The sequence below is a fragment of the Myxococcus sp. SDU36 genome (genome assembly GCF_030168875.1).
Taxonomy (GTDB): domain Bacteria; phylum Myxococcota; class Myxococcia; order Myxococcales; family Myxococcaceae; genus Myxococcus; species Myxococcus vastator.
The window spans coordinates 6,327,437-6,349,145 of record NZ_CP077414.1; the positions used below are offsets into that span (position 1 = coordinate 6,327,437).

A 21,709-nucleotide genomic window follows, 5' to 3' on the forward strand; every position below is an offset into this window, starting at 1 on the left:
GAGCATCGGGCGTGCGACTGACGCGGCGTGGATGGGCCTGGCACCTCACTTCCGGGGCGGATTGGACGGGAGCACGGAAATCTCCATCGTCCGCTCTTCATCCATCAGGTTCACCACCGCGCGGACCTGTTCGCCGGGCTCGAGCTTCCGCAAGGCGATGTTGCGCCCGTCCCGGAACACCCGCGTCTGGGGGTCCACGCGCAGCGTCAGCGGCGGACCCTCCCCAACGGCGATGGCCACCTCCGTGTCGCCCACGGCGCGCACCACGCCGGTGTAGACGGCATCCACCACGGCCGTACCGGGAGGCGATGGCACGTCCGCGCCCGCGGGCGGCACGTCGCTGACGACGCCCGCGGAACCGGTGCCTCCCGTGCCTGGCTGCGCGCCGGTGTCCTGCTGGGCGGCCGTGTCCCGTTGAGGACTCACCACCCTCGCGCCTGGAGGGAGGCCCGCGCCGCCCGTGCCCGCGACTTGCCCGCGCAGCTGCGTCACCTCCTGGCGGAGCTGCAACAGCTCGGCGCGAAGCTGATTCACTTCGCGCTGGAGCGCCGCGGCGTCCGTCGAAGTCAGGGACTGCCCTGTTGGCGCCTGCTCCGTCCGCGCGGGCTCCTGCTGTGTGTCTTGCGCGGTCGCCGCGTCGCCACAGAGCAGCATCGACAGCCCCGCGAGGCCCAACACCCACCCGCTTGCTTTGCGCAGCATGAGGCCCTGACCTCCTTCCTGCTTCAAAGGTGGGGCCTGCCGGGTGACGGACAACCACCGGCCTGGCCGGGATGCGCTTGGAGCGCCACCCACCTGGCGGGGCCCTGCCTGCTCCCATGGGGACCGTCAGCGGCGCGGAAGTTCTTCAAGGCGGCGCTGAAACTCCGAATGGCCTCGCGTCACTCCTTGGGCGCCGGGCCTGAGCAAGCCTGGTCCGGTGGTGTCACGCGGCGGACCGCGGCGCCACGGGTGTGTCTTTTCCTGGAGAACACCATGTCCAAGTCGTCTGTCTGGGTGAGCCTGAGTATCGGTCTGGCGTTGGGTTTCGCGGGGGGGCGCGTGGCGCGTCCCACGGAGCTGGCCACGGGAACGGCCCATGCGGCCAACGTCGCGGCGAAGGCGCCCGCCCCCGGCGCGCGGCCCCGTGCGCCGATTTCGCCCACCGTCTACAAGGTGCCGGTGAATGACTCGCCGACAGCGGGCGCGGAGGACGCGCTCATCACGCTGGTGGAGTTCTCCGACTACGAGTGCCCGTTCTGCTCGCGCGCGAACGGTACGGTGAAGCAGCTCCAGGAGCGCTATGGCCGCAAGCTGCGCGTGGTGATGAAGCACCACCCGCTGGCCAACCACCCGCGCGCCCGGCCGGCGGCGCTGGCGGCGCTGGCGGCGGGTGAGCAGGGCAGGTTCTGGGAGATGCATGAGGCGCTCTTCGCGAACCCGCGCGCGTTGAGCGAGGCCGACCTGGAGCGCTACGCCATGAAGGTGGGCCTGAACGTCTCGCGCTGGAACCAGGACCGCGCCGACCCGCGGCTGGCGGAGCGCATCCGCCAGGACGAAGCGCTGGCGATGCAGTTGGGCGCCACCGGCACGCCGGCCTTCTACGTGAATGGCCGCTTCATCAGCGGGGCCCAGCCGCTGGAGGTCTTCACGGGTGTGATGGACGAGGAGCTGAGCAAGGCGGAGGCCCTGGTGCGGACGGGCGTGCGGCCGGTGGAGGTGTACGCACGCACCATCTCCGCCGGGAAGGACAGCCAACCCACGCAGCAGATGATGCCCGAGGAGCCGGCCATCCAGCAGGTGGACGTGGGCGCCGCGCCGTCCCGGGGCCCGGCCGACGCGCCGGTGACGGTGGTGGCCTTCTCGGACTTCGAGTGCCCGTTCTGCGCCCGCGTGGTGCCGACGATGAAGGCGCTGGAGGCCGCGTATCCCGGCAAGCTGCGCGTGGCCTTCAAGCACCAGCCCCTGACGCAGCACGCGAACGCGAAGCTGGCGGCGGAGGCAGCCATGGAGGCGCACGCGCAGGGCCGGTTCTGGGAGTTCCACGACGTGCTCTTCGCCAACCAGCGCCAGCTGGACCGGGCGTCGCTGGAGGGCTACGCGCGGCAGGTGGGGCTGGACGTGGGCCGCTTCAACGCTGCGCTGGACTCGCGCAAGCATGACGCGCACGTGTCCGCGGACGTCGCCCAGGCCATGCGCGTGGGTGCCACCGGCACGCCCACCTTCTTCATCAACGGCCGTCAGGTGACGGGCGCCCGTCCGGTGGAGCACTTCCGCGCCATCATCGACGACGAGCTGCGGAAGGCGGCGCGGTAGTCACGGCGCCGAGGCCGCGACCTCTGAATCAGAGCGCGCGGCCTCAGGCTCCGGCGGCCGTCTCAACACGCCCAGGTTCGTCACCTCGCGGGCGTTGACGTTGAACGCCACGCTCCCGTTGGAGGTGTTCAGCACGTGTCTGCCCGGCTTCAGCCCCGGCACGAAGATGCTGCCATCCCACAGCGTGTAGTGCGACGCACCGACCCAACGGCCGTCCACGGTGATTTCCTGCCGGCTGCCCCAGAGGTGGCCGTCTCCGAAATCCATCACCGCGGCGACGGCGCCCGTCTCCTCCAGGTGGATGTCCACGGACACGCGCTCCCCCTCCCTGCCCCGGACGGCGGCACTGCCCGCGCGGCCATCCGGCAGCCACGCGAAGATTCGCCCTGCTCCCACCCGGGGCGTCACCACGAATTCAGGGCCATCGAAGCGGACGTGCGCGTGGTCATCGGGCGAGTTGCCACACCGCCGCCCGCGTGGACCGGGCTTCTGCGCCCCAATCCAGGCCCCCTTCACCGGCGTGCCGTCCGAAAGGAAGACGCGGCCGGAGACCTCGAACACGCCAGGGTCGCTGGAGAACCACGGCAACACCCTCCCTGCGCTCTTGAGCTCGGAGAAGGGGAACACGATGACCGCCGGAGCACCGGGCGCCAGCGTCACGTCCTTCCGTGCCGCCACCTCCCGCCCGTCCCGGCGGCCCCACATGGAGACAGAGTGGCGGCCCGACTCGGCGATGCCCGTGAAGGTGCCATCCTGCTGGAGTTCGAGCCGGACATTCACATGAACGGACTCCACCGACTCCGCCCCACGCTTGCGGCCCATCACCGGCTTGACGGTGACGGGGACGAACGCCCCGAGCTGGATGTCGAATCGCCGCACCTCGCCAGCGGTCATCGCCGCCCCGGGGTCCCGGTCGAGCGCCCGCCCCTGGGGCGCGAAGAGCCTCAGGTGGACAAAGCCCGGCGCCACGCCATCCAGCCTGTAGCGGCCCTGCGCATCCGTCGCGGACCCGGTAGGCGTCATCTCCGCGAGCAGGTTGTCCCCGGGCGCGACCAGCCGGACGCCCGCCGCCGGCGTCCCGTCATGCTGGAGGACCTGCCCCTCCACGACGGCCCCGGGTGGCAGCTTCAGCGCAACGGAGAGCGAGCCCCCTGAGACCACCCCCACATCCCGCTCACAGGACTCGGAGTGCCCGCCCCCTCGCGCGCATACGGTCATCACCCCCGCGCCGGGCGCCTCGAAGAAGGCCACGCCCGAGGCGTCCGTCAGCGTCGTCTCGTCGGGCACCGTGTCGCCCGTCACGGCCATGAACAGTCCACGGATGAGCGACACCCGGGCGCCCGCCAGCGGCGCACCGCTGCTCCCGGAGACGACCCGAACCCGAATCGAATCCGCCGGAGCATCCATCGTCGGCGGCGGCAGCGGGAGCGGCGGCAGCGAGGGGAGCTGCGCGAACGCCGGGAAGGACACCTCCACGAGCACCGGCTGCGCCACCTGCTCCGCACGCCACAGGCCCAGGCACCCGAGCACCGCCGCCATGGCACTCAGGCCAAGGCCCCAGCGAAACCCGTGCATCATCGGACGGCCCCCCGGCGCCAGAAGTGGAACCCGGAGGCTATCACTCTCCGTCCGGGCGGCCCATCCCGGCCCGGCTACTCGCCGCCGTAGCCCGCGCTCTGCACGTCGATGAGGCGGCCGTTCTCGAACGTCACCACCTGCATGAAGCGGCGAGGCCCGAAGTTGTAGGTCCACTCCTCGTACTCCCGGGTGACGGTCCGCCGCTCCGTCGTGACGCCCCCCGTATTCCTGTCCGGCGTCACCGAACCCGCCGAGTCCGTCACCGTGCGGAAGTTCTTCGCCGCCGGCTCCCCGCACTTGGCGAGCACCTCGGGCTTGAGCGCCCCATCCGCCACCAGCGTCTGGCCACAGCGGAGCGAGGCCGCCTCCGCCGCCACCGGCATCCCCGCCATTGAAAGTACGACGGCCAATCCGAGAGCACGCATGGGTTGTCTCCTCTCCACTCAGGTCAACGGCGCAGGATATCCGCGGGGGCGGAGCACGCTACGCGTAGGGGTTGTAGAACTTCGCGAACGTCGCCTTGGCGAAGTCGCCGAACGTCATGCCGGGCTGGAAGGCGCCCACCTTCTGCTCGGCGGGGTCCACGCCCTCCGGCGGGCGCAGGTGCATGTCATTGTCCGGCTGCATGAACACCGCGAAGGTGGCGCGGGAGATGTTGCGGCTGGCCGGATGGGCCAGCGCCTGCACCGCGTGCGGCGTGGACCGCAGCAGCCCGCCGGTGACAATCTGGGAGCTCTCGCCAATCTGGAAGGCCAGGCTGTCCTTGGGGATGACGACCTTGCGCTCCTCGCCGGACCGCGTGCGCACGTACAGGCCCGCCTCCGGGTCCGGCACCGGGATGTCCTTGCGCGCCGGCTCCTTCGCGCCGGGCTCGGCCTCGAAGTACATGGCCGGGCAGAGCGCCGTGAGCGAGCCGTGGTCGCTGTGCCAGCCGCACCACGAGTCCCGCGTGCGCGGCGTCGCGTCCTCGTTGATGGCGAAGTAGTAGAGCAGCCGCGCCTTGCACGCGCGCGAATCGCGAATCGTCCGCGCCAGCGCCGCGTCCGGTGACAGGCGGCTGCCCAGCTTCGCCTGCACGTACTGGTCGCACTGCTCGGCGACCAGCACGCCCACGTCCACCATCCGCTGGCCCAGCGCCATGAAGGCGGGCCGCAGCTCCGGGAAGTCCGCCTCCGGCCACACGTTGGGGTGGTAGTTCTCCGGGTGCTTCTCGATGAGCGCCGCGTCGGTGTGCGGCACGTCGTACTGGGGGTTGTTGTAGTACGAGCCCTTGAACTCGTCGAACTGGCCGGGACGCAGCAGCTCCTTCCCGTGACTCCAGCCGAACGAGTAGCTGCTGCGCGGGTGGACGTAGCGGTCCTTCACCTCGGTGGGCAGCGCGGCGAAGCGAAAGCCCAGGGGCAGCAGGTTGTCGCGCAGCTCGGCCAGCCCGGGAATGCCCCGGACGACGAGCAGGCCAATGCCGTCATGCCCGTAGGCGCGCTCGATGGCGGCGCTCAGGTCCGCGCCCGCCGCGAGCTGCGCATAGTCGAGAAGAACCACTCCGTCTTTCGTTTCCACCACGTCGCTGCTCATCCCAGGTGCCTCGTGTCTTCTCCCCACGGCGCCACACCGGCATCCGCGCCGGGCAGGGTGTGCACAGGCCACCCGTGACAAGGGAGACGGGTGCCATACTGCCCGGTTTGGGCGCATGCGTGCCACCTGCGTCTCCCGGTGGCGGGCCGAAAGCCCCTGCTCGCCTCCCTGCCCCCGTGCAGGGAAGGCCCACTGTCTACCGGCGAGGTCCGTACCGTCGGAGAGAACATGGCGCGCGGCATCACCGACGCGGGCGCCTTCAAGATATTCAGGGCCGCGCCAACGCCACGCCGGTGCACCTCACTTCGGGGGCGTGACGGGCACCGGGGCCACCAGGGGCGCGGCGCGGCCGGGCCGGGGGACGAGGAAGAGCAGCCGGCCCTTCTGCTTCATCATCCCCGCCGCCAGCTCCGCCCGCGGGCCCGCGCCCCAGAAGACGTCCACCCGCCCCGCGCCCCGGATGGCCCCGCCCGTGTCCTGGTTGAGCACGAAGCGCGACAGCGGCTTCCACTGCACGGAGCCATCCGCCATGCGCACGGGACGCTCGGTGTGGATGAAGGCCAGGCCGCCCTTGGGGAACAGCCGCGCGTCCGTCGCGATGGAGCGCCCCGCCGTCACCGGCCGCCCGAGCGAGCCCACCGACGCGGTGTTGAGGAAGCGGAAGAACACGTAGGACTCGTTGTGGTCGAGCACCCGGTGGCACTGCTGAGGATTCGCGGCCAGCCACGCGCGCAGCGCCTGCATCGACATCGCCTCCTTGGGGATGGCGCCCTCCTGGATGAGCAGCGAGCCGATGCTGCGGTACGGCTTCCCATTCGACGCGGCGTAGCCGATGCGGCGCCGGCTCCCATCTGGCAACAGCAGTGAGCCGCTGCCCTGCACCTCCAGGAAGAAGAGCGCCACCGGGTCCCTGGCCCACGCCAGCTCCAGCTTCCGTCCGCTGAGCCGCCCCCCACGGATGTCCCCGCGAGACCAGTACGGCACCACCTTCCGCCCGTCGAGCCGGCCGAAGACTCGCTCTGACTTGAAGCGCTCCGCGAAGGGCTCCAGCGGGACTTCAATCAAGTCGGACGGAGGCCCGTGGATGGGCACGTTGTACACGTCCGTGCGCGTCAGGCTCGCCTCGATGGTGGGCTCGTAGTAGCCGGTGAAGAGCACCTGGCCGTCCTCGCCTCCGGCGGCCTCCATCGGCTCGAAGTCCTCCAGGACCAGGGCCCACAGCGCCTCCGGCGTGAGGTCCTCGCGAAGCCGCGCGTGCAGGCGCTCCAGGGCGGTCCGCAGCTCGGCGAGGGAGACCTGCCGCGCGCCGTAGATGAAGCGGTGGTCGGACGGACGGCTCCGCAGCCACACGAGGCTCTCCGCGACGGCGGTCCGCAGGGACGCGACGTCACCATCGTCCCGGGGCTCCATCTTCCGGGACAGCCCGAGGAGCGCGTCCTCGGGCCTGGTGACGGGGGCGCGGGTGGGGCTCGGACAGGCCGAGGCGAGGAGCCCCAGCGCCGACAGCAGGAGGATTCGGAGGTGCCGCAGGTCCATGTGGCTCCCCTACCTATCGCACCTGCCCCGGTGCGCGAATGGAGACTGCGCGCGCCGGGACGGGCGAGCCGGCAGGCGCTCCTACCGGGAAGGCGCCACGGCCCGAGGCACCAACCCGCCATATCCCTCTCAAAAGGTTGATCAAAACCCCGCATTCGAGCGTCTTTGCCGCCCTGTACGACCCGGTTCCAGGGCTCGGCGCGTATGACACGATGTCCCAAGGTGTGAGCAGCCCCGCGGCGCGCATGGAGCACGCCCCCGGCATCAGTGCGTCGGAGCAGGCCAGATGGATGGGTCATCCAGTCCAGGAGTGCCAGCCCAGGTCTCGCGTCGGCCGCGGAGGGACTGGGCGCGTCCGGGGCACCGCATGCAAGGCGTTGGCTTGGCAATATCAGCCCTGCTCGCGATGTCGCCGGTGGCGCAATCCCACGCGTCCGCCCACCTTGACGAGGCGCCTCCGGCCTCCAGCGAAGCGCCAGCCACGAACGCCCCACCCGTTCCGCCCAGGCTGCTGGAGAACTCGCCGGCGAGGCTGCCCGAAGGCTTTCCGCTCACCCACTCCGTGGTGGTGGAGCTGGAGCTCACGCTCGACGAAGCAGGTGACGTCACGGCCGTGCGTGTCGCGCGAGACGACGCTCCGCCCGAGCTCATCCGCGCCGCGCTGCATGCGGCCACGGGCCTGCGCTTCCACCCGGCCATGGCGGGGGACACGCCCGTCGCGGTGCGCCTGCCCTTCACCTACCACTTCGAGCCCGCCATCCGCGCCGCCGTGCTCACCGGCCACATCCGGGCGAAGGGCTCACGCAAGCCGCTCCCCGGAGCCATCGTGCGCAGCGGCGAGCACGTCACGGAGGCCGACCCGCGGGGCCACTTCGAGCTCGCGCTCCCGCCCGGCGAGCACACGCTGCACATCACCTCGCCCGGACACCGGCTCCTCTACTTGAAGGAGATTCTGGAAGCCGACCAGCGCCTGGAGGTCCTCTACGGCCTGGAGCCGCTCGCGCTGAATCCCTACGAGACGGTGGTGCGCGGCGACCGGCCCCGCACCGAGGTCTCCCGCATCACCCTGCATGACCAGGAGCTGCGCGAGGTCCCCGGCACCATGGGCGACCCCTTCCGCGTGGTGATGCTGATGCCCGGCGTGACGACGCTGGCCTCCGGCCTCTCCTACCCCGTGGTGCGCGGCGTGCAGCCCGCCGCCAGCGCCTTCTACGTGGACGGCGTGCGCGTGCCCTTCCTGTACCACCTCCTGGTGGGCGGCGCGGTGGTGCATCCCGACTTCATCGAGACGCTCGACTTCCAGGTCGGCGTGCCCTCCGCGCGCTACGGCAGCCTGCTGGGCGGCGCGGTGGACGCGCACATCAGCCGTCCTCGCGAGGACGGCATCCACGGCAGCGCCTACCTGGACCTCATCCACAGCGGCGTCTTTCTCGAGGTGCCGCTGAAGGACACGGGCACCGTGGTCGCCGCCGCCGCGCGCATCAGCTACACGGGCCTCATCGTCACACGCGTGGCCAACGCCCTCACCGCGCCGTCCTCGTACACGTCATCCAACGGCGGGCAGCTCACCAGCGGCGGCGACCCGAAGATGTACGCGGACTACTGGGACTACCAGGCCCGCGTGGACCAGCGCGTGGGACAGGGCCAGCTCCGGATGCTCGCGCTGGGAAGCTCGGACGCGGTGGGCCTGTCGGCGCGCGCGCCCAATCAGGACTCCGGCGGCGTGGGGCTGCTGTTCCACCGGTTGGACGTGCGCGGCCGTCACCCCTTCGCGGGCGGCGAGGCCGAGCTCGGCCTGACGCTCGGCTACGACAAGCTGGGCATCGACTTCGCCGACGACGGCAAGTACGACGGCGAATACATCCTGCGGCAGGGCAACGTGGCGCTGCGCGCGGGCTTCACGCGCGAGCTGTCGGACGCCGCGCGGCTGGAGCTCTTCGGACAGCTCGAACGGCGCAGCGCGGACGTGGTGGCCGTCGGCATCTTCCGGCCCGTCGGCCCCGTGGAGGGCCCGGACGCGTACAACCGGCCCGACCTCCTGGCCACCTTCGCGGGCGTGGGCGCGCAGCTCACGCTGAAACCCTCCGCGCGCTGGACGCTGGTGCCCGGCGTGCGGGTGGACAGCTACCACGGCTTCGGGAGCCCCACAATGCTCGCGGTGGAGCCCCGGCTCGCGGTGCGCCATGCGCTCACGGACACCCTCACCCTCAAGGCGGGCGGGGGCCTCTACCACCAGCCCGCCACCGTGTTGCTGCCGGTGCCCGCCGGGGAGATGCTCGCGCTGGACCGGGGGCTGCAACGCGCGATGCAGCTCTCCGCGGGCGCGGAGTGGCGCCCGAGCCCGGAGCTGGAAATCCTCGCGGAGGCCTACTTCAACCCGCTGCTGCGCACGCTCGAGTTCAACTTCGAGGACGTCCTGAGCAACCTGCGTCGACGTGGCCTGGAAGCGGACGACCTCCAGGGACGTGGCCGCACCTACGGCGTGGAGCTGATGGTGCGCCGGCCCCTGGGACGCAACTGGTTCGGCTGGGCCACCTACGGCTTCAACCAGAGCCAGCGCTTCGAACGCTACGCGCGCGTGGGCCCCAACGGCGAGGAAGTGGGCCAGGCCGAAGGCTACCTGCCCTACGCCTTCGAGCAGGCCCACACGCTCAAGGCCGCGCTCAGCTACCGCTTCCCCTTCGTCACCGTGGGCGCGGTGGCGCACTTCAACACCGGCCGTCCGGAGAGCGGCCAGTTCGGCTACCGCACCATGCAGCCGGGGACCACGGAGGACGGCACGCCGGAGTGGCGGCCCGTGAGCCGCGACGCCGTGGGGCGCCTGCCGCCCTTCTTCCGGCTGGACGTGCGCGCCTCCCATAGCTGGGCCTTCGACACCTTCGTGCTCGACATCTACCTGGACGTCTTCAACGTCACCGCGCGCAGTGAGGTCATCAGCCGCAAGTACGGCTTCGAGGAGGCCTCCACGGGCGCCATCGACAAGCTGCGCGTCAGCACCGTCGGCGTGCCCGTCATCCTGCCCACCCTGGGCGCGAAGGGGACCTTCTGACCATGCTTCGCCTCACGCCCCTGCTCCCCCTGTGCCTGTCGCTCCTCGCGTGCGCGATGGAGCCGGATGACCCCGTGTTCCTCTCCGGCACCGCGCAGGAAGCGGATGGCTCGCCCTGGCGCGGAGGGCCGCTCCTCCTCACCCGCCCACGGCCCGTCCCCGTCCCGCCGAACACGCCGCCCCGCGTGCGCTTCGAGCCCTGGGCCGAGGTGACTCCCGACGCGGCCGGCCTCTTCCTCCACCGCCTCACCGCGAGGGAGACCGGCGCGGACGAGATTGTGCGTCCCATCCCTTGGGCGGCCCCCAATGCCTTCCAGCTCGTGCTGCCGCCGCGCGCGGACGGTGGCAGGGACCTGATTGCCATGGAGCTCAACCGGGACTCGGACGCGCCGCCCCTGCGCCAGTGGAACAGCAACGTGCGAGCCACCGAGGCTCCGGGCGGCGTCATGCTGGCGTGGGATGACATGCCGCAGGTGGCGGACATCCCGGAGCCCCGCTACTTCGTGGAGGCGCGCGGCCCCACGGGACGCGCGTGGCTCATCCGGACCGGCGAGCAGGAGGCGCCCTGGCTGGGCCCGGAACTCCTCGAGGACTTCACGGACGGACACGCGCACGTCCAGGCGTTCTCCTCGGGCACGCGCGTCTGGGTCCACACGTCACTTCCTTACTTCGCCGTCCACGACGCGCCGCCCTTCCGGCTGCCCTTCGAAGGACGCGTGCCCATCAGCCGGGGCGCGGACTGCCGCGGAGGCCGGAACGTCGTGAGCCCCTGCCCCTTCACGGATGGCCGGCTCGAAGCCGTCAACGCCCCGGGGCCGCCCCAAGCACTGGCCACGGAGCTCACGCTCATCCTGCCGCGGCCGGTGCGGCCCCAGCAGGTCGTCATCCGAGGTGCCGGGGTGGTGGGCCCTCCCGGGCAGGTGCTGCACGTGGAGGGCTCGGTGGACGGGAAGGACTGGCAGCTCCTGAGCACGAGCCCCGTGCTTCCCGACCCGACCTCAGGTCCCTACCTGGACGAGACGAACTCGGACTCGGGCAGCCAGGAGCTCTATGTGCGACTGGAGCTGCCGGTGGACGTGCCCGAGGTCCGCGAGGTGCGCGTGTGGTTCGGGAAGCCGCGTCCCGACGGGGGGCCGCCTCCCTTCAAGCAGAGCATCAGCACGCTGCGAGAGGTCTCCCTCTTCAGCGCGCCCTGACACCGCACGGGGACATCCCCTCGGCGCACGCGGCGCCCCTGACAAGGGCCGTGAGCATGCCTCAGATGAAGTAGTCGGGGAGCAGCTCCGCCCCGGGCACCAGCTGGTACTTGTCGAAGTCCGTCACGCCCACGCCGCGGAGGACCTCCTCGTCGATGCAGAAGTTGCCGGTGAACTCGCGGCTCGGCTTGGTGAGGATGGCGTAGGCCGCGTCCGCCATGATTTCCGGCGTCCGGCAGCCGCGGATGGTCTCATCCCCGCCCAGCAGGTTCTGCACCGCCGCGGTGGCGATGACGGTGCGCGGCCAGATGGCGTTCACCGCGATGCCGTCCGAGCGCAGCTCCTCCGCCATGCCCAGCACGCACATGCTCATGCCGAACTTCGCCATGGTGTACGCGACGTGGGGCGCGAACCAGCGCGCCTCCATGTTGAGCGGCGGCGAGTTGTTGAGGATGTGCGGGTTGCTGGCCTTCTTCAGGTACGGGATGCACGCCTGCGAGCACGCATACGTGCCACGCGTGTTGATGCCGTGCATCAGGTCAAAGCGCTTCATCGGCGTCTCGAGCGTGCCCGTGAGGCTGATGGCGCTGGCGTTGTTCACCAGGATGTCGATGCCGCCGAAGGTCTCCACCGCCTTGGCCACGGCGGCGGCGATCTGCTGCTCGTCGCGGATGTCCACGACGCAGGGCAGCGCCTTGCCACCCGCCTTCTCGATTTCCTCCGCCGCCGTGTAGATGGTGCCGGGGAGCTTGGGGTGCGGCTCCGTCGTCTTGGCGGCGATGATGATGTTGGCGCCATCCCGGGCAGCGCGGAGGGCAATGGCCTTGCCGATGCCACGGCTGGCACCGGAGATGAACAGCGTCTTTCCCTGGAGATTGGACATGGGATGTCTTCCTATCACGCCGCGCCCTCGGGGAAGGCGCGCTCGATGAGCATCTGCATGGGCGCGTGGGCTGGGAGCGTGCCGAACGTCTGTCCATGCGCCCCGCCCAGGCGGGACTCGCAGAAGGCATCCGACACGGCGGTGTTGCCCGCGCGAATCAGCAGCGACGCCTGGAGCGCCAGCGCCAGCCCCTCCACGATGGAGCGCGAGCGCGCCTCCATCGAGTCCGTGTTGGCCAGCTCCTTGCCCAGCCGCGCGGTGGCCTCGTCGTACGCGGCGTGCCCGCCCTGCGCGGCCAGGAGCTCGGCGAAGAGGGCCTCCCGGCTGGCCGGCTCGCGCGACGCCGCGCGCAGCACGTCCAGGCACTGGATGTTGCCGCTGCCCTCCCAGATGGAGTTGAGCGGCGCCTGCCGGTACAGGCGCGGCAGGTTCGTCTCCTCCACGTAGCCCGCGCCGCCCAGGCACTCCTGCGCCTCGTTGACGAAGGGCGGCGTGCGCTTGCACACCCAGTACTTCCCCACCGCCGTGGCGATGCGGCAGAACGCGGCCTCCTGCTCATCCCGAGGCGTGGCGTCCACCGCGCGGGAGACGCGCCCGGTGAGCGCGACATGGGCCTCCAGCTCCAGCGCCAGGTCCGCCAGCACGTTGCGCATCAGCGGCTGGTCGATGAGCCGCTTGCCAAAGGCGACGCGGTGCCGCGTGTGGTGGAGGGCCTGCACCAGCGCCTGCCGCATCTGCCCGCTGGAGCCAATCATGCAGTCCTGCCGCGTCAGCGCGACCATCTCCAGGATGGTGGGGACGCCGCGGCCCTCCGCGCCCACCATCACCGCGGAGGCCCCGTGCAGCTCCACCTCCGAGCTGGCATTGCTCCAGTCGCCCAGCTTGTCCTTCAGCCGCTGGACGCGGATGGCGTTGAGCGCGCCGTCCGGCGTGAAGCGCGGCATCAGGAAGCACGACAGGCCGCCCTCCGCGTGCGCCAGCACCAGGAACGCGTCGCTCATGGGCGCGGAGAAGAACCACTTGTGCCCCACCAGCGCGTAGGGCTGACCGGGCCCGCGGCCTTCACCCAGGCGGTGCGCCTTGGTGGTGTTGGTGCGCACGTCGGAGCCGCCCTGCTTCTCCGTCATGCCCATGCCAATGGTGGCGCCCGACTTTCGCGCGGCGGGGATGAAGCGGCCGTCGTAGGACGCCGAGCTCACGCGCGGCAGCCACTCCAGCGCCACCTCCGGCTGGTGGCGCAGCGCGGGCACCGACGCGTACGTCATCGTGAGCGGACAGCTCGTCCCGTTGTCCGCCTGGTTGTGCAGATAGAAGAGGGCCATGCGCGCCACGTGGGCGCCGGGCTTGTCCTCGTTGCGCCAGGCGAAGCCCGACACGCCGTGGGCCATGCCCAGCTCCATCAGCCGGTGATACGCGGGATGGAACTCCACCTCGTCGCGGCGGTTGCCATAGCGGTCGAAGGGCCGGAACCGGGGCTTGTTCTCGTTGGCGAGGAACGCCAACTGCTGCATCTCTCCGCCCACCACGGGGCCGTACTTCGCCAGGTCGGCCTCCGCCCAGCCGCCGCCCTCGCGGGCCACCACCTCGCGGAGCACGGTGTCCGTCGTCCACGCGTCGTACTCGAGCGGCGGAGGCTGGTTCGTGACTTCGTGCGTGAGGAAACCGGCGGCAATGGCGTTGCGTTCAGTCATGGTGAAGGTCCTCCTGGGGACGGTGCCCGGTGCCCATGGATTACCGTGAACACGCGCGGCGGGCCACCGCAACCCGAGGGGCGGCGGCGGCGTGTCACCGCTTCTTCGCCTGCTCCAGCTCCGAGACCAGCAACTCCGAGACCTTCCGCACCCGCGGGATGTCGAGCGCGGACTTCGCGCACACCAGGTGCAGCTCGCTGGTGGCGTAGGGTCCCAGGTCCAGGTCGAGCGGCACGAGGCTCCGCTCTCGCACGAAGCGGTGCCGCAGGTCGCCCAGCACCATGGCCCCCACGCCCGCCTCGGCCGCCGCCAGCATCACCAGGTAGTTGTCCGCGGTGAACACGGGCGAGAAGCCGGGGATGAGGGACTCCAGTTGGGGATTGGGCGGCGTCGCATCAAACGGCGGCGCCCACGCCACCCACGGAATCTGCTGAAGCGTGGGCCGCTGGGGCAGCTTCACCTTGAGCGACTTCGCTACGAAGACGGCGTTGCGGAGCGTCAGCGAGTACACGCGCGTCAAGTCCACGTTCGGCGGATACCGGGCCCGCAGCGCGAGGTCCGCCTCGCCGCGCCCCAGGTCCAGGTACTGAGTCCCGGAGAGCACCTCCAACCGCAGCCCCGGGTGCTTCTTCGCCACCGCCCCCGAGAAGGGCGCGAGGAAGTCGAAGCACATGTATGGCGCCGCCGTCACCCGCACCAGCCCCCGAGGCGACATGTCCGACGACTCCGCCGCGCGGTGCAGCTCTCCCGCCCACTCCGCCATCTTCTTCGCGGGCCCCACCAGCCGCTCGCCCGCCGCCGTCAGCACCGCGCCGTCCACACCTCGGCGGAACAGGGAGGCGCCCACTGTGTACTCCAGCGCCGCCAGCCGCCGGCTCACCGTGGGCTGACCGATACGGAGCTGCCGCGCCGCCCCGCTGAAGCTGCCCGTCTCCGCGATGGCGAGGAACAGCCGTGCATCATCCCAGGAGATATCCATGAATGCATGACCTCATGCTTGAATCGCTATTTTCCATCCATTCTCGCATCGCTACCTTGCCCCTGTCTCGACGTGCCGGAGCTTGCACCCATGCGGACCCGTTCCATTGTCCTCTCCCTCGCCGCCGCGCTCGGCGGCGCCCTCGCCGTCACCGGCTTCGTGGGCTGCGCCACCACTTCACACGGCGTCCAGCCCTCCGCGCTCGGCAAGGCGCGGCCCTCCTCGGAGCTGCTGCCGCTGCTGACGCAGCCCGGCCCGGTGGAGCTGGAGACGGTCGTCTCCTGCGACTGGGAGGTGGAGCGCGGCGGCCTCATCAACCTGGCCCACCCCACCGCGCGGGACGCCGGACTGAAGGACGGCGCGGAGCCCGTGCAGGTCTTCTTCCACGCCCTCCGCCACCCGGAGAAGGGGCTCTTCATCGTCGACACGGGCGTGGAGACGGCGATGCGGGACGCGCCAGAGAAGGCCGCCATGCGCGGGCTCATCGCCAGCGCCATGAACATGGAGAAGATGAAGGTGCACGCGCCGCTGGGCGAGTGGCTGGCGAAGCAGCGACAGCCGCTGGCCGGCGTGTTCCTCACGCACCTGCACCCGGACCACGTCACCGGCATGGCGGACGTGCCCGCGGGCACGCCCGTCTACTCCGGGCCGGGCGAGGCCTCCGAGCGCGCCCTCATGAACCTCGTCGTCCAGGCCAACGTCGACCGCGCCCTGACCGGCAAGCCGCCGCTGTCGGAGTGGACCTACGCGCGGGAGGACGCCGGCCTGTTCGACGGCGCGGTGGACATCTTCGGGGACGGCTCCGTGTGGGCGCTCTGGCTGCCGGGCCACACGCCCGGCACCACCGCGTACCTGGTGCGCTCCACGAAGGGCCCGGTGCTGCTCGCGGGGGACATCAGCCACACCCGCTGGGGTTGGGAGCACGACGTGGAGCCCGGCTCGTTCAACAACGACGCGGACGGGGCGACGGCGAGCTTCAAGCGGCTGCGCGCGTTCACCCAGGCACACCCCGAGGTCGAGGTGCGCCTGGGCCACCAGCACTGACGCGCGGGCGCCTCAGTTCCGGGTGTGCCGCCGGAAGAAGTCCCACATGAGGTGGGTGCCGTCCGGCCCGGACGGGTCGGCGAAGGGATAGCGCGAATCCCCGCCGGGCCAGGCGTGGTCCATCCCCTGGATTTCGATGTGCCGCGCCACCAGCGCGCCGCCGTAGACGTAGTCCTCCACGGTGTACGCGCGCCCGCCGGGCACACTCGCGCGCGTCACCTGCGTGGCCACCGGACGGATGCTGTCGTTGGCCACGCCGTCATCGCCGTAGTCACTGGTCTGCAGGAACTGCCGCGTCGCCTGCCGGCCGTTGACGATGTCGACCACGCTGTCCTTCGTCCCGTGCACCACGAGCACCGGCACCGTGTGGCGCGGGCGGCCCGAGCACACCCACGCGTCCCGGCCCCGGTCATCCGGGTGGTAGATGCTGCCGAAGAGCATCGCGAAGCCCGTGCCCGAAATCGTGGTGGCCGCCTTGTACATGGCCCCCGCGCCAATCATCCCCGCGGCGAACACGTCCGAGTAGCAGGCCAGCAGCGTGCCCGTGAGCACCGCGCCGGAGCTGACGCCGCCCACGTAGATGCGGCGCGCGTCCACCGCGTAGTGCCGCCGCACCTGCGCCACCATGTCCACGACGAGCGCGGGCTCCCCGTGGCCTCGCGTCTGGTTGAGCACCAGCATGAAGTTCCAACACTGCGTGGGGTTCGCGAACGTCGCCTGGTTCGGGTACAGCACCAGGAACTTCTCGGCGTCCGCCTTCTCGTTGAGGCGCGAGAGGCCGGCGAACTGGCTCGGGTTCTGGAAGCAGCCGTGCAGCGCCACCACCAGGGGCAGCGGCGTGTCCGCCTGGTAGCCCGTGGGCACCCAGAGTTGGAAGCCACGCGTCCCTTCAATGCCATGGACCCAGGTGCCGGCGCGCGCGGGCGCGGCGGCGGTGAGCGTGAGGACGGCGAGCAGCAACAACCACGTGCGCGAGCACATGACAACGTTCCGCTTCATTGGCTGACTCCTTCGGGGTGGGGAACCGCGCTCAGCCCGGCTGCCGCGCATCCGCCGCGGCGTCCTCGACTCCGGCCAGGAAGGCCGCCACGGCTTCGGCGACCTTGTCGGGCTGGTCATGCGGTGACGCATGGCCGGAATCACTCAACACCTGGAGCCGCGCGTTCGGCAGCAGGTCCACGTAGGCCTGCTTCGCGGACACGGGCGTGTAGTCCCTGTCGGACGCGAGCACCAGCACCGGGCAGGTGATGCCGCCCAGGTGCCGCGTGACGCTCCACCCCACCAGCCCCTTCGTCGCGCGCAGGTACGCGTCCGGGTCGTTGGCGCTGAACAGCTCCAGCGCGCGCTGACGAAGCGCCTCCTGCTCGGGCTTGGGAAAGAGCCTGGGCGCCAGGATTTTCGCCAGCGCCGCGGGCCCCAGCAGCTTCAGCAGCGACAGTCGCAGGCCGAACTCGAGCTTGAGGCGCAGCGTGCGCGCCACCAGCTCCGGCCCGCTGTTGACGATGACCAGGCTGCGCACCAGCTCCGGCCGGTCCACCGCGAGCTGGAACCCCATCATCCCGCCCATGGACAGGCCCACCACGTGGACGCCGGTGAGGCCCAGCGCGTCACACAGCCCGGCGATGTCCCGGGCGAAGCGCGGCACGCCATAGGCACCCGGCGGCTTCCCGCTGCGGCCATGCCCCCTTGCATCTGGAACGATGACGCGATGGCGGCCCGTCAGTCTGGGTGCCACGGACTCCCAGTCCCGGCCAGAGGAGCCAAGCCCGTGAAGCAGCAGCACGGGGGTGCCCTCACCCGATTCCTCGAAGTAGAGGGAGAGCTCCTCGAACTGGAGCAACGGCATGTTCGGACCCCAGATTCAGGTAGGAAGCGTGTCGAACCGCAGGCCCGAAGTTACATGAACGAACGTTCGTTATTCAAGAGCCCCTCATGAGCACCTCCCCCCGCTCCCGCCTGCGCGCCACGGCCGCCCGTCTCCCCCCCACGGCGGCGGCGCCCCCCGAGGGCACGCGCCGGCGCATCCTGGAGACGGCCCTGCAGCTCTTCGCGAGCCGCGGCTATCACGACACGTCCATTCGGGACCTGGCCGCGGCCCTGGAGCTGCGGCCCAGCGCGCTGTACGCCCACTTCGCGGCCAAGGACCACGTGCTCGCGGAGCTGGTGCGCATTGGCCACGAAGCCCACTTCGAGGCCCTGGAGTCCGCGCTGCAGGGCGCGCAGCCCACGCCGGCGGACCAGGTGCGCGCGCTGGTTCATGCGCACACGCGCGTCCACGCGGAGCATCCGCAGCTCGCGCTGGTGGTGAACGAGGAGTTCTACGCGCTGAGCCTGGAGCTGGCGGCGCCGGCGCAAGCGCTGCGGGACAAGGCCAACGCCATGTTGATGGACGCCATCCAGCGCGGCATGGCCCAGGGACACTTCTCCCCGCTCCATCCCGCAATCACCGCCGCGGCGATTGCCGGGATGGGCTCGCGCATCCCTCACTGGTTCGAGCCCGAGGGCCCCATCGCGGTGGAGACCCTGGCGAGCACGCACGCCGAGCTGGCGCTGCGGATGCTGGGGAGTGTCTCCGGCGCGTGAGGCCGGGCGGCTACCTGCCCATCCGCCTGTGGCCGGACGCCACCTGGAACGCGTACACCCCCAGCGCGGCGATGCCGGCGAAGAGGACGACCCACAGCAAGCCGCCCACGACGACGCGAGTCACGGTGAGCACGACCCAGAGCGCGAGCAGCCCCAGGCCCACGTAGAACAGCCCCTTCATCATTGGCCTCCATGGCACGGGGAAGTCTCTTCAAGTTAGGGACGCCTCGCATGCGCGACAGGGCCCGGCTGCACGGCGGGTTGCCCACCGTTGAATCTTCCAGGCGGGCTCGCGTCAGAAGGCACATCCACCGCAACGGCGGATCCTTCCTCTCGCTGGACACCCTCCCCATGACGACTCGCACGCTCTGGAAGCTCACGGCGCTCTCCCTCACCCTGTCCGCCCCCGCCTTCGCCGCGGACTGGCGCAATGACGGCAACCTCCGGCGCAAGGAGGTCAAGAGCACCGAGACGCTTGAGCAGGCGCGAGAGAACCGGGGCTTCGCGCTGGGGCTGCGCGCGGGCTACAGCCTCCCGCTGGGAAGCGCCGTGGGCTCCGACCGGGGCGAAAGCCCCAAGATGCGTGACGCGTACAGCGGCGCCATCCCCTTGCAGGTGGACGTGGGCTACTTCTTCAACTCGAACGTCTCCCTGGGTGCCTACTTCCAGTATGCGCCCGTGTTCCTCGCCGAGGACTGCGGCGCCAACGTCAGCTGCTCCGCCAACCAGCTGCGCTTCGGCATCAACGCGTCCTACCACTTCCTCGCGAGTGAGAAGCTCATGCCCTGGCTGGGCCTGGGCATCGGCTACGAGCTGCTCGACACGAAGCTCTCCGCGAGCGAGGGAGACATGGAGACCACCATCGGCGCGGGCGTGCGCGGTGTCGAGTTCGCCTCCGTCCAGGGCGGCGCCGACTACCGCGTCAACGACACGTTCTCCATCGGGCCCTACCTGTCGCTGGCGGTCGGCGTCTACCAGACGGCGACCGCCAGCCTGGAGACGAAGAACGTGCCCATCCTCGGCGACATCTCCCAGTCCGCGTCGGAGAGCATCGACGACAAGGCGGTCCACGCATGGCTGTCCGGCGGCGTGCGGATGCAGCTCCGCTTCTAAAGCGAGAACCGGCCCGCGGATGAGGGGGACCGCCCCACGTCCCTGTGTGGCAATACCGCTCCACCGTGGGAGCCATTGCCCACCGTGAATCCATGAGGCCCCCGCCCACCGGAGCGGGCGAGGGCCTCGTCACCACGAAGCCGGACTTCAGTGATACGGCGTGACGCTGACCGGAGAGCCGAGCTCGCTCTGGAGCTGCGTGCGGGCGCTGCTGCTCAGCGGCCACCGCCACGAATTCTGGAAGACGTCCGCCAGGTTGACGCCCGCGGCCCGGCTGGCGGCGAAGACGAAGTTGTCCGCGGCATGGAACGGGCTGGTGACGTTGGAGAGCGTCGCCGCCTCCTTCCAGACATTGTTGATGAAGTTCCAGCCGTGCTGCCGGTGCAGCCGGAAGATGATGGACGCGAACAGGTCCGTCGAGTTGCGTCCGGCGAGGCCGCTGTTGGCCCGCAGCGTGTTCGACCAGTCGTAGCGGTAGCACGTTGAACCGCCGGGCGTCGTGGGCGTCGTCGTGGCCCCCGACGTGCCGCAGGCGACCGTGGTCGTCCGGTAGGTGTCCACGAGGCCCAGAATCTGGGTGTAGAGCGTGTTGTGCGCGCTGTTGCCCGACAGGCCCTCGTAGCTCATGGCCAGGAACCGCATCGCCACCGCGTAGCCCGTCCGGATGCTGTGGCCGTAGTTGGATTCGTTCGAGGAGAGCTTGGTTTCATAGAACCAGTAGTTGCGGCCGAGCTCGTAGTAGGGCGTGCTGTCATGGACTCCCGCCGCGGCGTCGGGGCACATCTGGTCCCGGAACACCTCGAACTTGAACTCCACGCCGGTAAATCCACGGTAGCCGCACGCCACGCCGACGCAGGGCAGCGCCGCTCCGCTGGGCAGCACCGCGAGGCTGTTCAGCTCGTCGTAGTGGAGGTGTTGCGGCGGGTCATCTCCCGTGACCTCGGCATAGAAGTCGACGCCCTTGTCGATTCCCGTGACGATGTGCTGAATCTGCGGCGTGGTGCAGGTCGTCCGGTCAGGCGTCCGCAACGCGATGTTGCGCCCCTTCCACAGATAGAGTTCGGGCTTGTAGCTGGGGACTTGAGCCGTCGCGTATGGGTTTCTGAGCACGCAATACCAGGAATAAGGATCGCTGTAGTTCTGGTACGCAGCCTCGTAGCCCTCGTCAATCTCCACGCCATTGACATAGTGCTTGTACTGGTCCCGGCACGCCCGGTTGAGGTCCATGGACTTGGCCTGGCTCTGGTGCCAGCACTTCCAGCTGAAGGCCGTGGGATTGGGCTGCTGGAGATACGAGAACGCGGTGGAGCCATAGAGCGTCTGACAGTGCTGGGTCAGATTCATCCCTGGCAGCGTCATCGCCTGGGCGGAGGCACTCCATGGCACCACGATGGCCAAGGCCAGCACCAGCGCCTGGAGCCCCTGGTGAGACATCACCGCGCGCACGGCGCCCCGGACGCCATGCGTCAACTGTAGCTTCTTCATGTGGACTTCCCCCTCTGCGACTGTTTCACGTCCCCTGATTCAAGGTTCGTGGTCTGGCACGTCGCCGCGACATGCAAGGACTACCTTCCTGTCACACCATGAGTAAAGTGTAATTTAATAATTTCACGTAAACCCAGCGACCGAGCTCAGTCCAACAGGTGCGGGTTGCGCAGGATGAGCAGCCCTGCCTGCACGGTGGCGGCGTAGTCGTTGAGACGAGCGTCACCGCGCGGCCCTGCGCCACGCCTTATGACAGCGCCGCGAGCGGCACCAGGACGAGACACACCGCGGCGCTCACGGCTTGCGCCCCTTCGCGTCGAGCAGCTCGCGGAGCTGGTCCACCTCCGAGGCGGACAGGGGCACCGCCTCCACCAGCCGCGCCACCAGCGCGGAAGGGGTGCCGTCGAACACCGTCTCCACCAGGTGGCGCACGCGCTGCGCCTCATAGGCGTCACGCGGCAACACCGCCGAGTACAGGTGACCACGGCCCTGCTTGCGGCTCTCCACCACGCCCTTCTGCTCCAGGATGCGCAGCACCGTGGACACGGACGTGTATGCCAGCGCGCGCTCCGGCGGCAGCGCGGCGAGCACGTCCGCCACACTCACCTCCCCGAGGCGCCAGACGAGGTGCATCAACTCCAACTCCACCGGCGTCAACGGCCGTGGAGCCACTTCGGGCTCAGGTTAGTAGCTCACGGACGA

The 21,709-nt window shown here is 70.3% G+C and carries 19 protein-coding genes; 6 read left to right on the forward strand and 13 right to left on the reverse strand.

Annotated elements, in window-relative coordinates:
* Positions 1 to 45: 45 nt before the first annotated feature.
* Positions 46 to 702, reverse strand: a complete 657-nt coding sequence (locus tag KGD87_RS25600; RefSeq protein ID WP_284663286.1) for a hypothetical protein — start codon at positions 700 to 702, stop codon at positions 46 to 48.
* A gap of 273 nt (positions 703 to 975) precedes the next feature.
* On the opposite strand from KGD87_RS25600, the gene KGD87_RS25605 reads away from it, so the two are divergent.
* Positions 976 to 2,295 carry a DsbA family protein gene (locus KGD87_RS25605; protein ID WP_284663288.1) on the forward strand — a complete coding sequence of 440 codons (1,320 nt, stop codon included), beginning with the start codon at positions 976 to 978 and terminating at the stop codon, positions 2,293 to 2,295.
* On the opposite strand, the gene KGD87_RS25610 is transcribed toward KGD87_RS25605, so the two are convergent.
* The 4 genes from KGD87_RS25610 to mltA form a co-directional block, all read right to left on the reverse strand.
* Positions 2,296 to 3,873, reverse strand: a complete 1,578-nt coding sequence (locus KGD87_RS25610) for an MSCRAMM family protein (protein ID WP_284663289.1) — start codon at positions 3,871 to 3,873, stop codon at positions 2,296 to 2,298.
* Between the two features lie 74 nt (positions 3,874 to 3,947).
* Positions 3,948 to 4,298 (reverse strand): DUF2845 domain-containing protein, encoded by a 351-nt coding sequence (locus tag KGD87_RS25615; RefSeq protein ID WP_284663290.1) that lies wholly within the window; start codon positions 4,296 to 4,298, stop codon positions 3,948 to 3,950.
* A 58-nt stretch (positions 4,299 to 4,356) separates the two neighbouring features.
* Positions 4,357 to 5,436, reverse strand: a complete 1,080-nt coding sequence (locus KGD87_RS25620; RefSeq protein ID WP_284663291.1) for a 2-oxoglutarate and iron-dependent oxygenase domain-containing protein — start codon at positions 5,434 to 5,436, stop codon at positions 4,357 to 4,359.
* A 312-nt stretch (positions 5,437 to 5,748) separates the two neighbouring features.
* Positions 5,749 to 6,984 carry a murein transglycosylase A gene (mltA, locus tag KGD87_RS25625; protein ID WP_284663293.1) on the reverse strand — a complete coding sequence of 412 codons (1,236 nt, stop codon included), beginning with the start codon at positions 6,982 to 6,984 and terminating at the stop codon, positions 5,749 to 5,751.
* A 382-nt stretch (positions 6,985 to 7,366) separates the two neighbouring features.
* On the opposite strand from mltA, the gene KGD87_RS25630 reads away from it, so the two are divergent.
* Both KGD87_RS25630 and KGD87_RS25635 read left to right on the forward strand, forming a co-directional pair.
* The gene (locus KGD87_RS25630) at positions 7,367 to 10,033 is read left to right on the forward strand and encodes a TonB-dependent receptor domain-containing protein (RefSeq protein ID WP_284663294.1); all 2,667 of its coding nucleotides are present in this window, start codon (positions 7,367 to 7,369) and stop codon (positions 10,031 to 10,033) included.
* Positions 10,034 to 10,035: 2 nt separating this feature from the next.
* Positions 10,036 to 11,229 (forward strand): hypothetical protein, encoded by a 1,194-nt coding sequence (locus tag KGD87_RS25635; protein WP_284663296.1) that lies wholly within the window; start codon positions 10,036 to 10,038, stop codon positions 11,227 to 11,229.
* A 61-nt stretch (positions 11,230 to 11,290) separates the two neighbouring features.
* Here the strand turns inward: KGD87_RS25635 and KGD87_RS25640 are convergent, their stop codons facing one another.
* The 3 genes from KGD87_RS25640 to KGD87_RS25650 form a co-directional block, all read right to left on the reverse strand.
* Positions 11,291 to 12,112, reverse strand: a complete 822-nt coding sequence (locus tag KGD87_RS25640) for an SDR family oxidoreductase (RefSeq protein ID WP_140796131.1) — start codon at positions 12,110 to 12,112, stop codon at positions 11,291 to 11,293.
* A 14-nt stretch (positions 12,113 to 12,126) separates the two neighbouring features.
* Positions 12,127 to 13,803 (reverse strand): isovaleryl-CoA dehydrogenase, encoded by a 1,677-nt coding sequence (locus tag KGD87_RS25645; protein ID WP_284663299.1) that lies wholly within the window; start codon positions 13,801 to 13,803, stop codon positions 12,127 to 12,129.
* Positions 13,804 to 13,897: 94 nt separating this feature from the next.
* Complete coding sequence (locus tag KGD87_RS25650; protein ID WP_284663301.1) at positions 13,898 to 14,782, reverse strand: LysR family transcriptional regulator; 885 nt, start codon at positions 14,780 to 14,782, stop codon at positions 13,898 to 13,900.
* Between the two features lie 90 nt (positions 14,783 to 14,872).
* Between KGD87_RS25650 and KGD87_RS25655 the strand changes: the two genes are divergently transcribed.
* A complete protein-coding gene (locus KGD87_RS25655; RefSeq protein WP_284663303.1) occupies positions 14,873 to 15,826 on the forward strand; it encodes an MBL fold metallo-hydrolase in 954 nt (317 codons plus the stop codon).
* A gap of 12 nt (positions 15,827 to 15,838) precedes the next feature.
* On the opposite strand, the gene KGD87_RS25660 is transcribed toward KGD87_RS25655, so the two are convergent.
* Positions 15,839 to 16,825 (reverse strand): extracellular catalytic domain type 1 short-chain-length polyhydroxyalkanoate depolymerase, encoded by a 987-nt coding sequence (locus KGD87_RS25660; protein WP_284663305.1) that lies wholly within the window; start codon positions 16,823 to 16,825, stop codon positions 15,839 to 15,841.
* Positions 16,826 to 16,856: 31 nt separating this feature from the next.
* Positions 16,857 to 17,672, reverse strand: coding sequence for an alpha/beta fold hydrolase (locus tag KGD87_RS25665; RefSeq protein WP_284663306.1), 816 nt, complete (start codon positions 17,670 to 17,672; stop codon positions 16,857 to 16,859).
* 86 nt (positions 17,673 to 17,758) lie between these two features.
* Here KGD87_RS25665 and KGD87_RS25670 point away from each other — a divergent pair, with 86 nt between their 5' ends.
* On the forward strand, positions 17,759 to 18,409 hold the full coding sequence (locus KGD87_RS25670) for a TetR/AcrR family transcriptional regulator (protein WP_284663307.1): 651 nt from the start codon (positions 17,759 to 17,761) through the stop codon (positions 18,407 to 18,409).
* A 10-nt stretch (positions 18,410 to 18,419) separates the two neighbouring features.
* Here the strand turns inward: KGD87_RS25670 and KGD87_RS25675 are convergent, their stop codons facing one another.
* A complete protein-coding gene (locus tag KGD87_RS25675; RefSeq protein WP_284663308.1) occupies positions 18,420 to 18,593 on the reverse strand; it encodes a hypothetical protein in 174 nt (57 codons plus the stop codon).
* A 167-nt stretch (positions 18,594 to 18,760) separates the two neighbouring features.
* Here KGD87_RS25675 and KGD87_RS25680 point away from each other — a divergent pair, with 167 nt between their 5' ends.
* Positions 18,761 to 19,522: a porin family protein gene (locus KGD87_RS25680; RefSeq protein ID WP_284663309.1), complete on the forward strand. Its 762-nt coding sequence runs from the start codon at positions 18,761 to 18,763 to the stop codon at positions 19,520 to 19,522.
* A gap of 147 nt (positions 19,523 to 19,669) precedes the next feature.
* Here the strand turns inward: KGD87_RS25680 and KGD87_RS25685 are convergent, their stop codons facing one another.
* Positions 19,670 to 21,007, reverse strand: coding sequence for a calcium-binding protein (locus KGD87_RS25685; protein WP_284663311.1), 1,338 nt, complete (start codon positions 21,005 to 21,007; stop codon positions 19,670 to 19,672).
* Positions 21,008 to 21,301: 294 nt separating this feature from the next.
* Positions 21,302 to 21,640 carry a BlaI/MecI/CopY family transcriptional regulator gene (locus KGD87_RS25690; RefSeq protein ID WP_284663313.1) on the reverse strand — a complete coding sequence of 113 codons (339 nt, stop codon included), beginning with the start codon at positions 21,638 to 21,640 and terminating at the stop codon, positions 21,302 to 21,304.
* Positions 21,641 to 21,709 lie beyond the last annotated feature (69 nt).

Bases quoted from the DNA above. Each gene is read 5' to 3' on its own strand.
- KGD87_RS25690 (WP_284663313.1), bottom strand. From the start codon at position 21,640: ATGCACCTCGTCTGGCGCCTCGGGGAGGTGAGTGTGGCGGACGTGCTC.
- KGD87_RS25615 (WP_284663290.1), bottom strand. From the start codon at position 4,298: ATGCGTGCTCTCGGATTGGCCGTCGTACTTTCAATGGCGGGGATGCCG.
- KGD87_RS25655 (WP_284663303.1), top strand. From the start codon at position 14,873: ATGCGGACCCGTTCCATTGTCCTCTCCCTCGCCGCCGCGCTCGGCGGC.
- KGD87_RS25600 (WP_284663286.1), bottom strand. From the start codon at position 702: ATGCTGCGCAAAGCAAGCGGGTGGGTGTTGGGCCTCGCGGGGCTGTCG.
- KGD87_RS25675 (WP_284663308.1), bottom strand. From the start codon at position 18,593: ATGATGAAGGGGCTGTTCTACGTGGGCCTGGGGCTGCTCGCGCTCTGG.
- mltA (WP_284663293.1), bottom strand. From the start codon at position 6,984: ATGGACCTGCGGCACCTCCGAATCCTCCTGCTGTCGGCGCTGGGGCTC.
- KGD87_RS25670 (WP_284663307.1), top strand. From the start codon at position 17,759: ATGAGCACCTCCCCCCGCTCCCGCCTGCGCGCCACGGCCGCCCGTCTC.
- KGD87_RS25605 (WP_284663288.1), top strand. From the start codon at position 976: ATGTCCAAGTCGTCTGTCTGGGTGAGCCTGAGTATCGGTCTGGCGTTG.
- KGD87_RS25660 (WP_284663305.1), bottom strand. From the start codon at position 16,825: ATGAAGCGGAACGTTGTCATGTGCTCGCGCACGTGGTTGTTGCTGCTC.
- KGD87_RS25610 (WP_284663289.1), bottom strand. From the start codon at position 3,873: ATGATGCACGGGTTTCGCTGGGGCCTTGGCCTGAGTGCCATGGCGGCG.
- KGD87_RS25665 (WP_284663306.1), bottom strand. From the start codon at position 17,672: ATGCCGTTGCTCCAGTTCGAGGAGCTCTCCCTCTACTTCGAGGAATCG.
- KGD87_RS25645 (WP_284663299.1), bottom strand. From the start codon at position 13,803: ATGACTGAACGCAACGCCATTGCCGCCGGTTTCCTCACGCACGAAGTC.
- KGD87_RS25635 (WP_284663296.1), top strand. From the start codon at position 10,036: ATGCTTCGCCTCACGCCCCTGCTCCCCCTGTGCCTGTCGCTCCTCGCG.
- KGD87_RS25680 (WP_284663309.1), top strand. From the start codon at position 18,761: ATGACGACTCGCACGCTCTGGAAGCTCACGGCGCTCTCCCTCACCCTG.
- KGD87_RS25650 (WP_284663301.1), bottom strand. From the start codon at position 14,782: ATGGATATCTCCTGGGATGATGCACGGCTGTTCCTCGCCATCGCGGAG.
- KGD87_RS25640 (WP_140796131.1), bottom strand. From the start codon at position 12,112: ATGTCCAATCTCCAGGGAAAGACGCTGTTCATCTCCGGTGCCAGCCGT.
- KGD87_RS25685 (WP_284663311.1), bottom strand. From the start codon at position 21,007: ATGAAGAAGCTACAGTTGACGCATGGCGTCCGGGGCGCCGTGCGCGCG.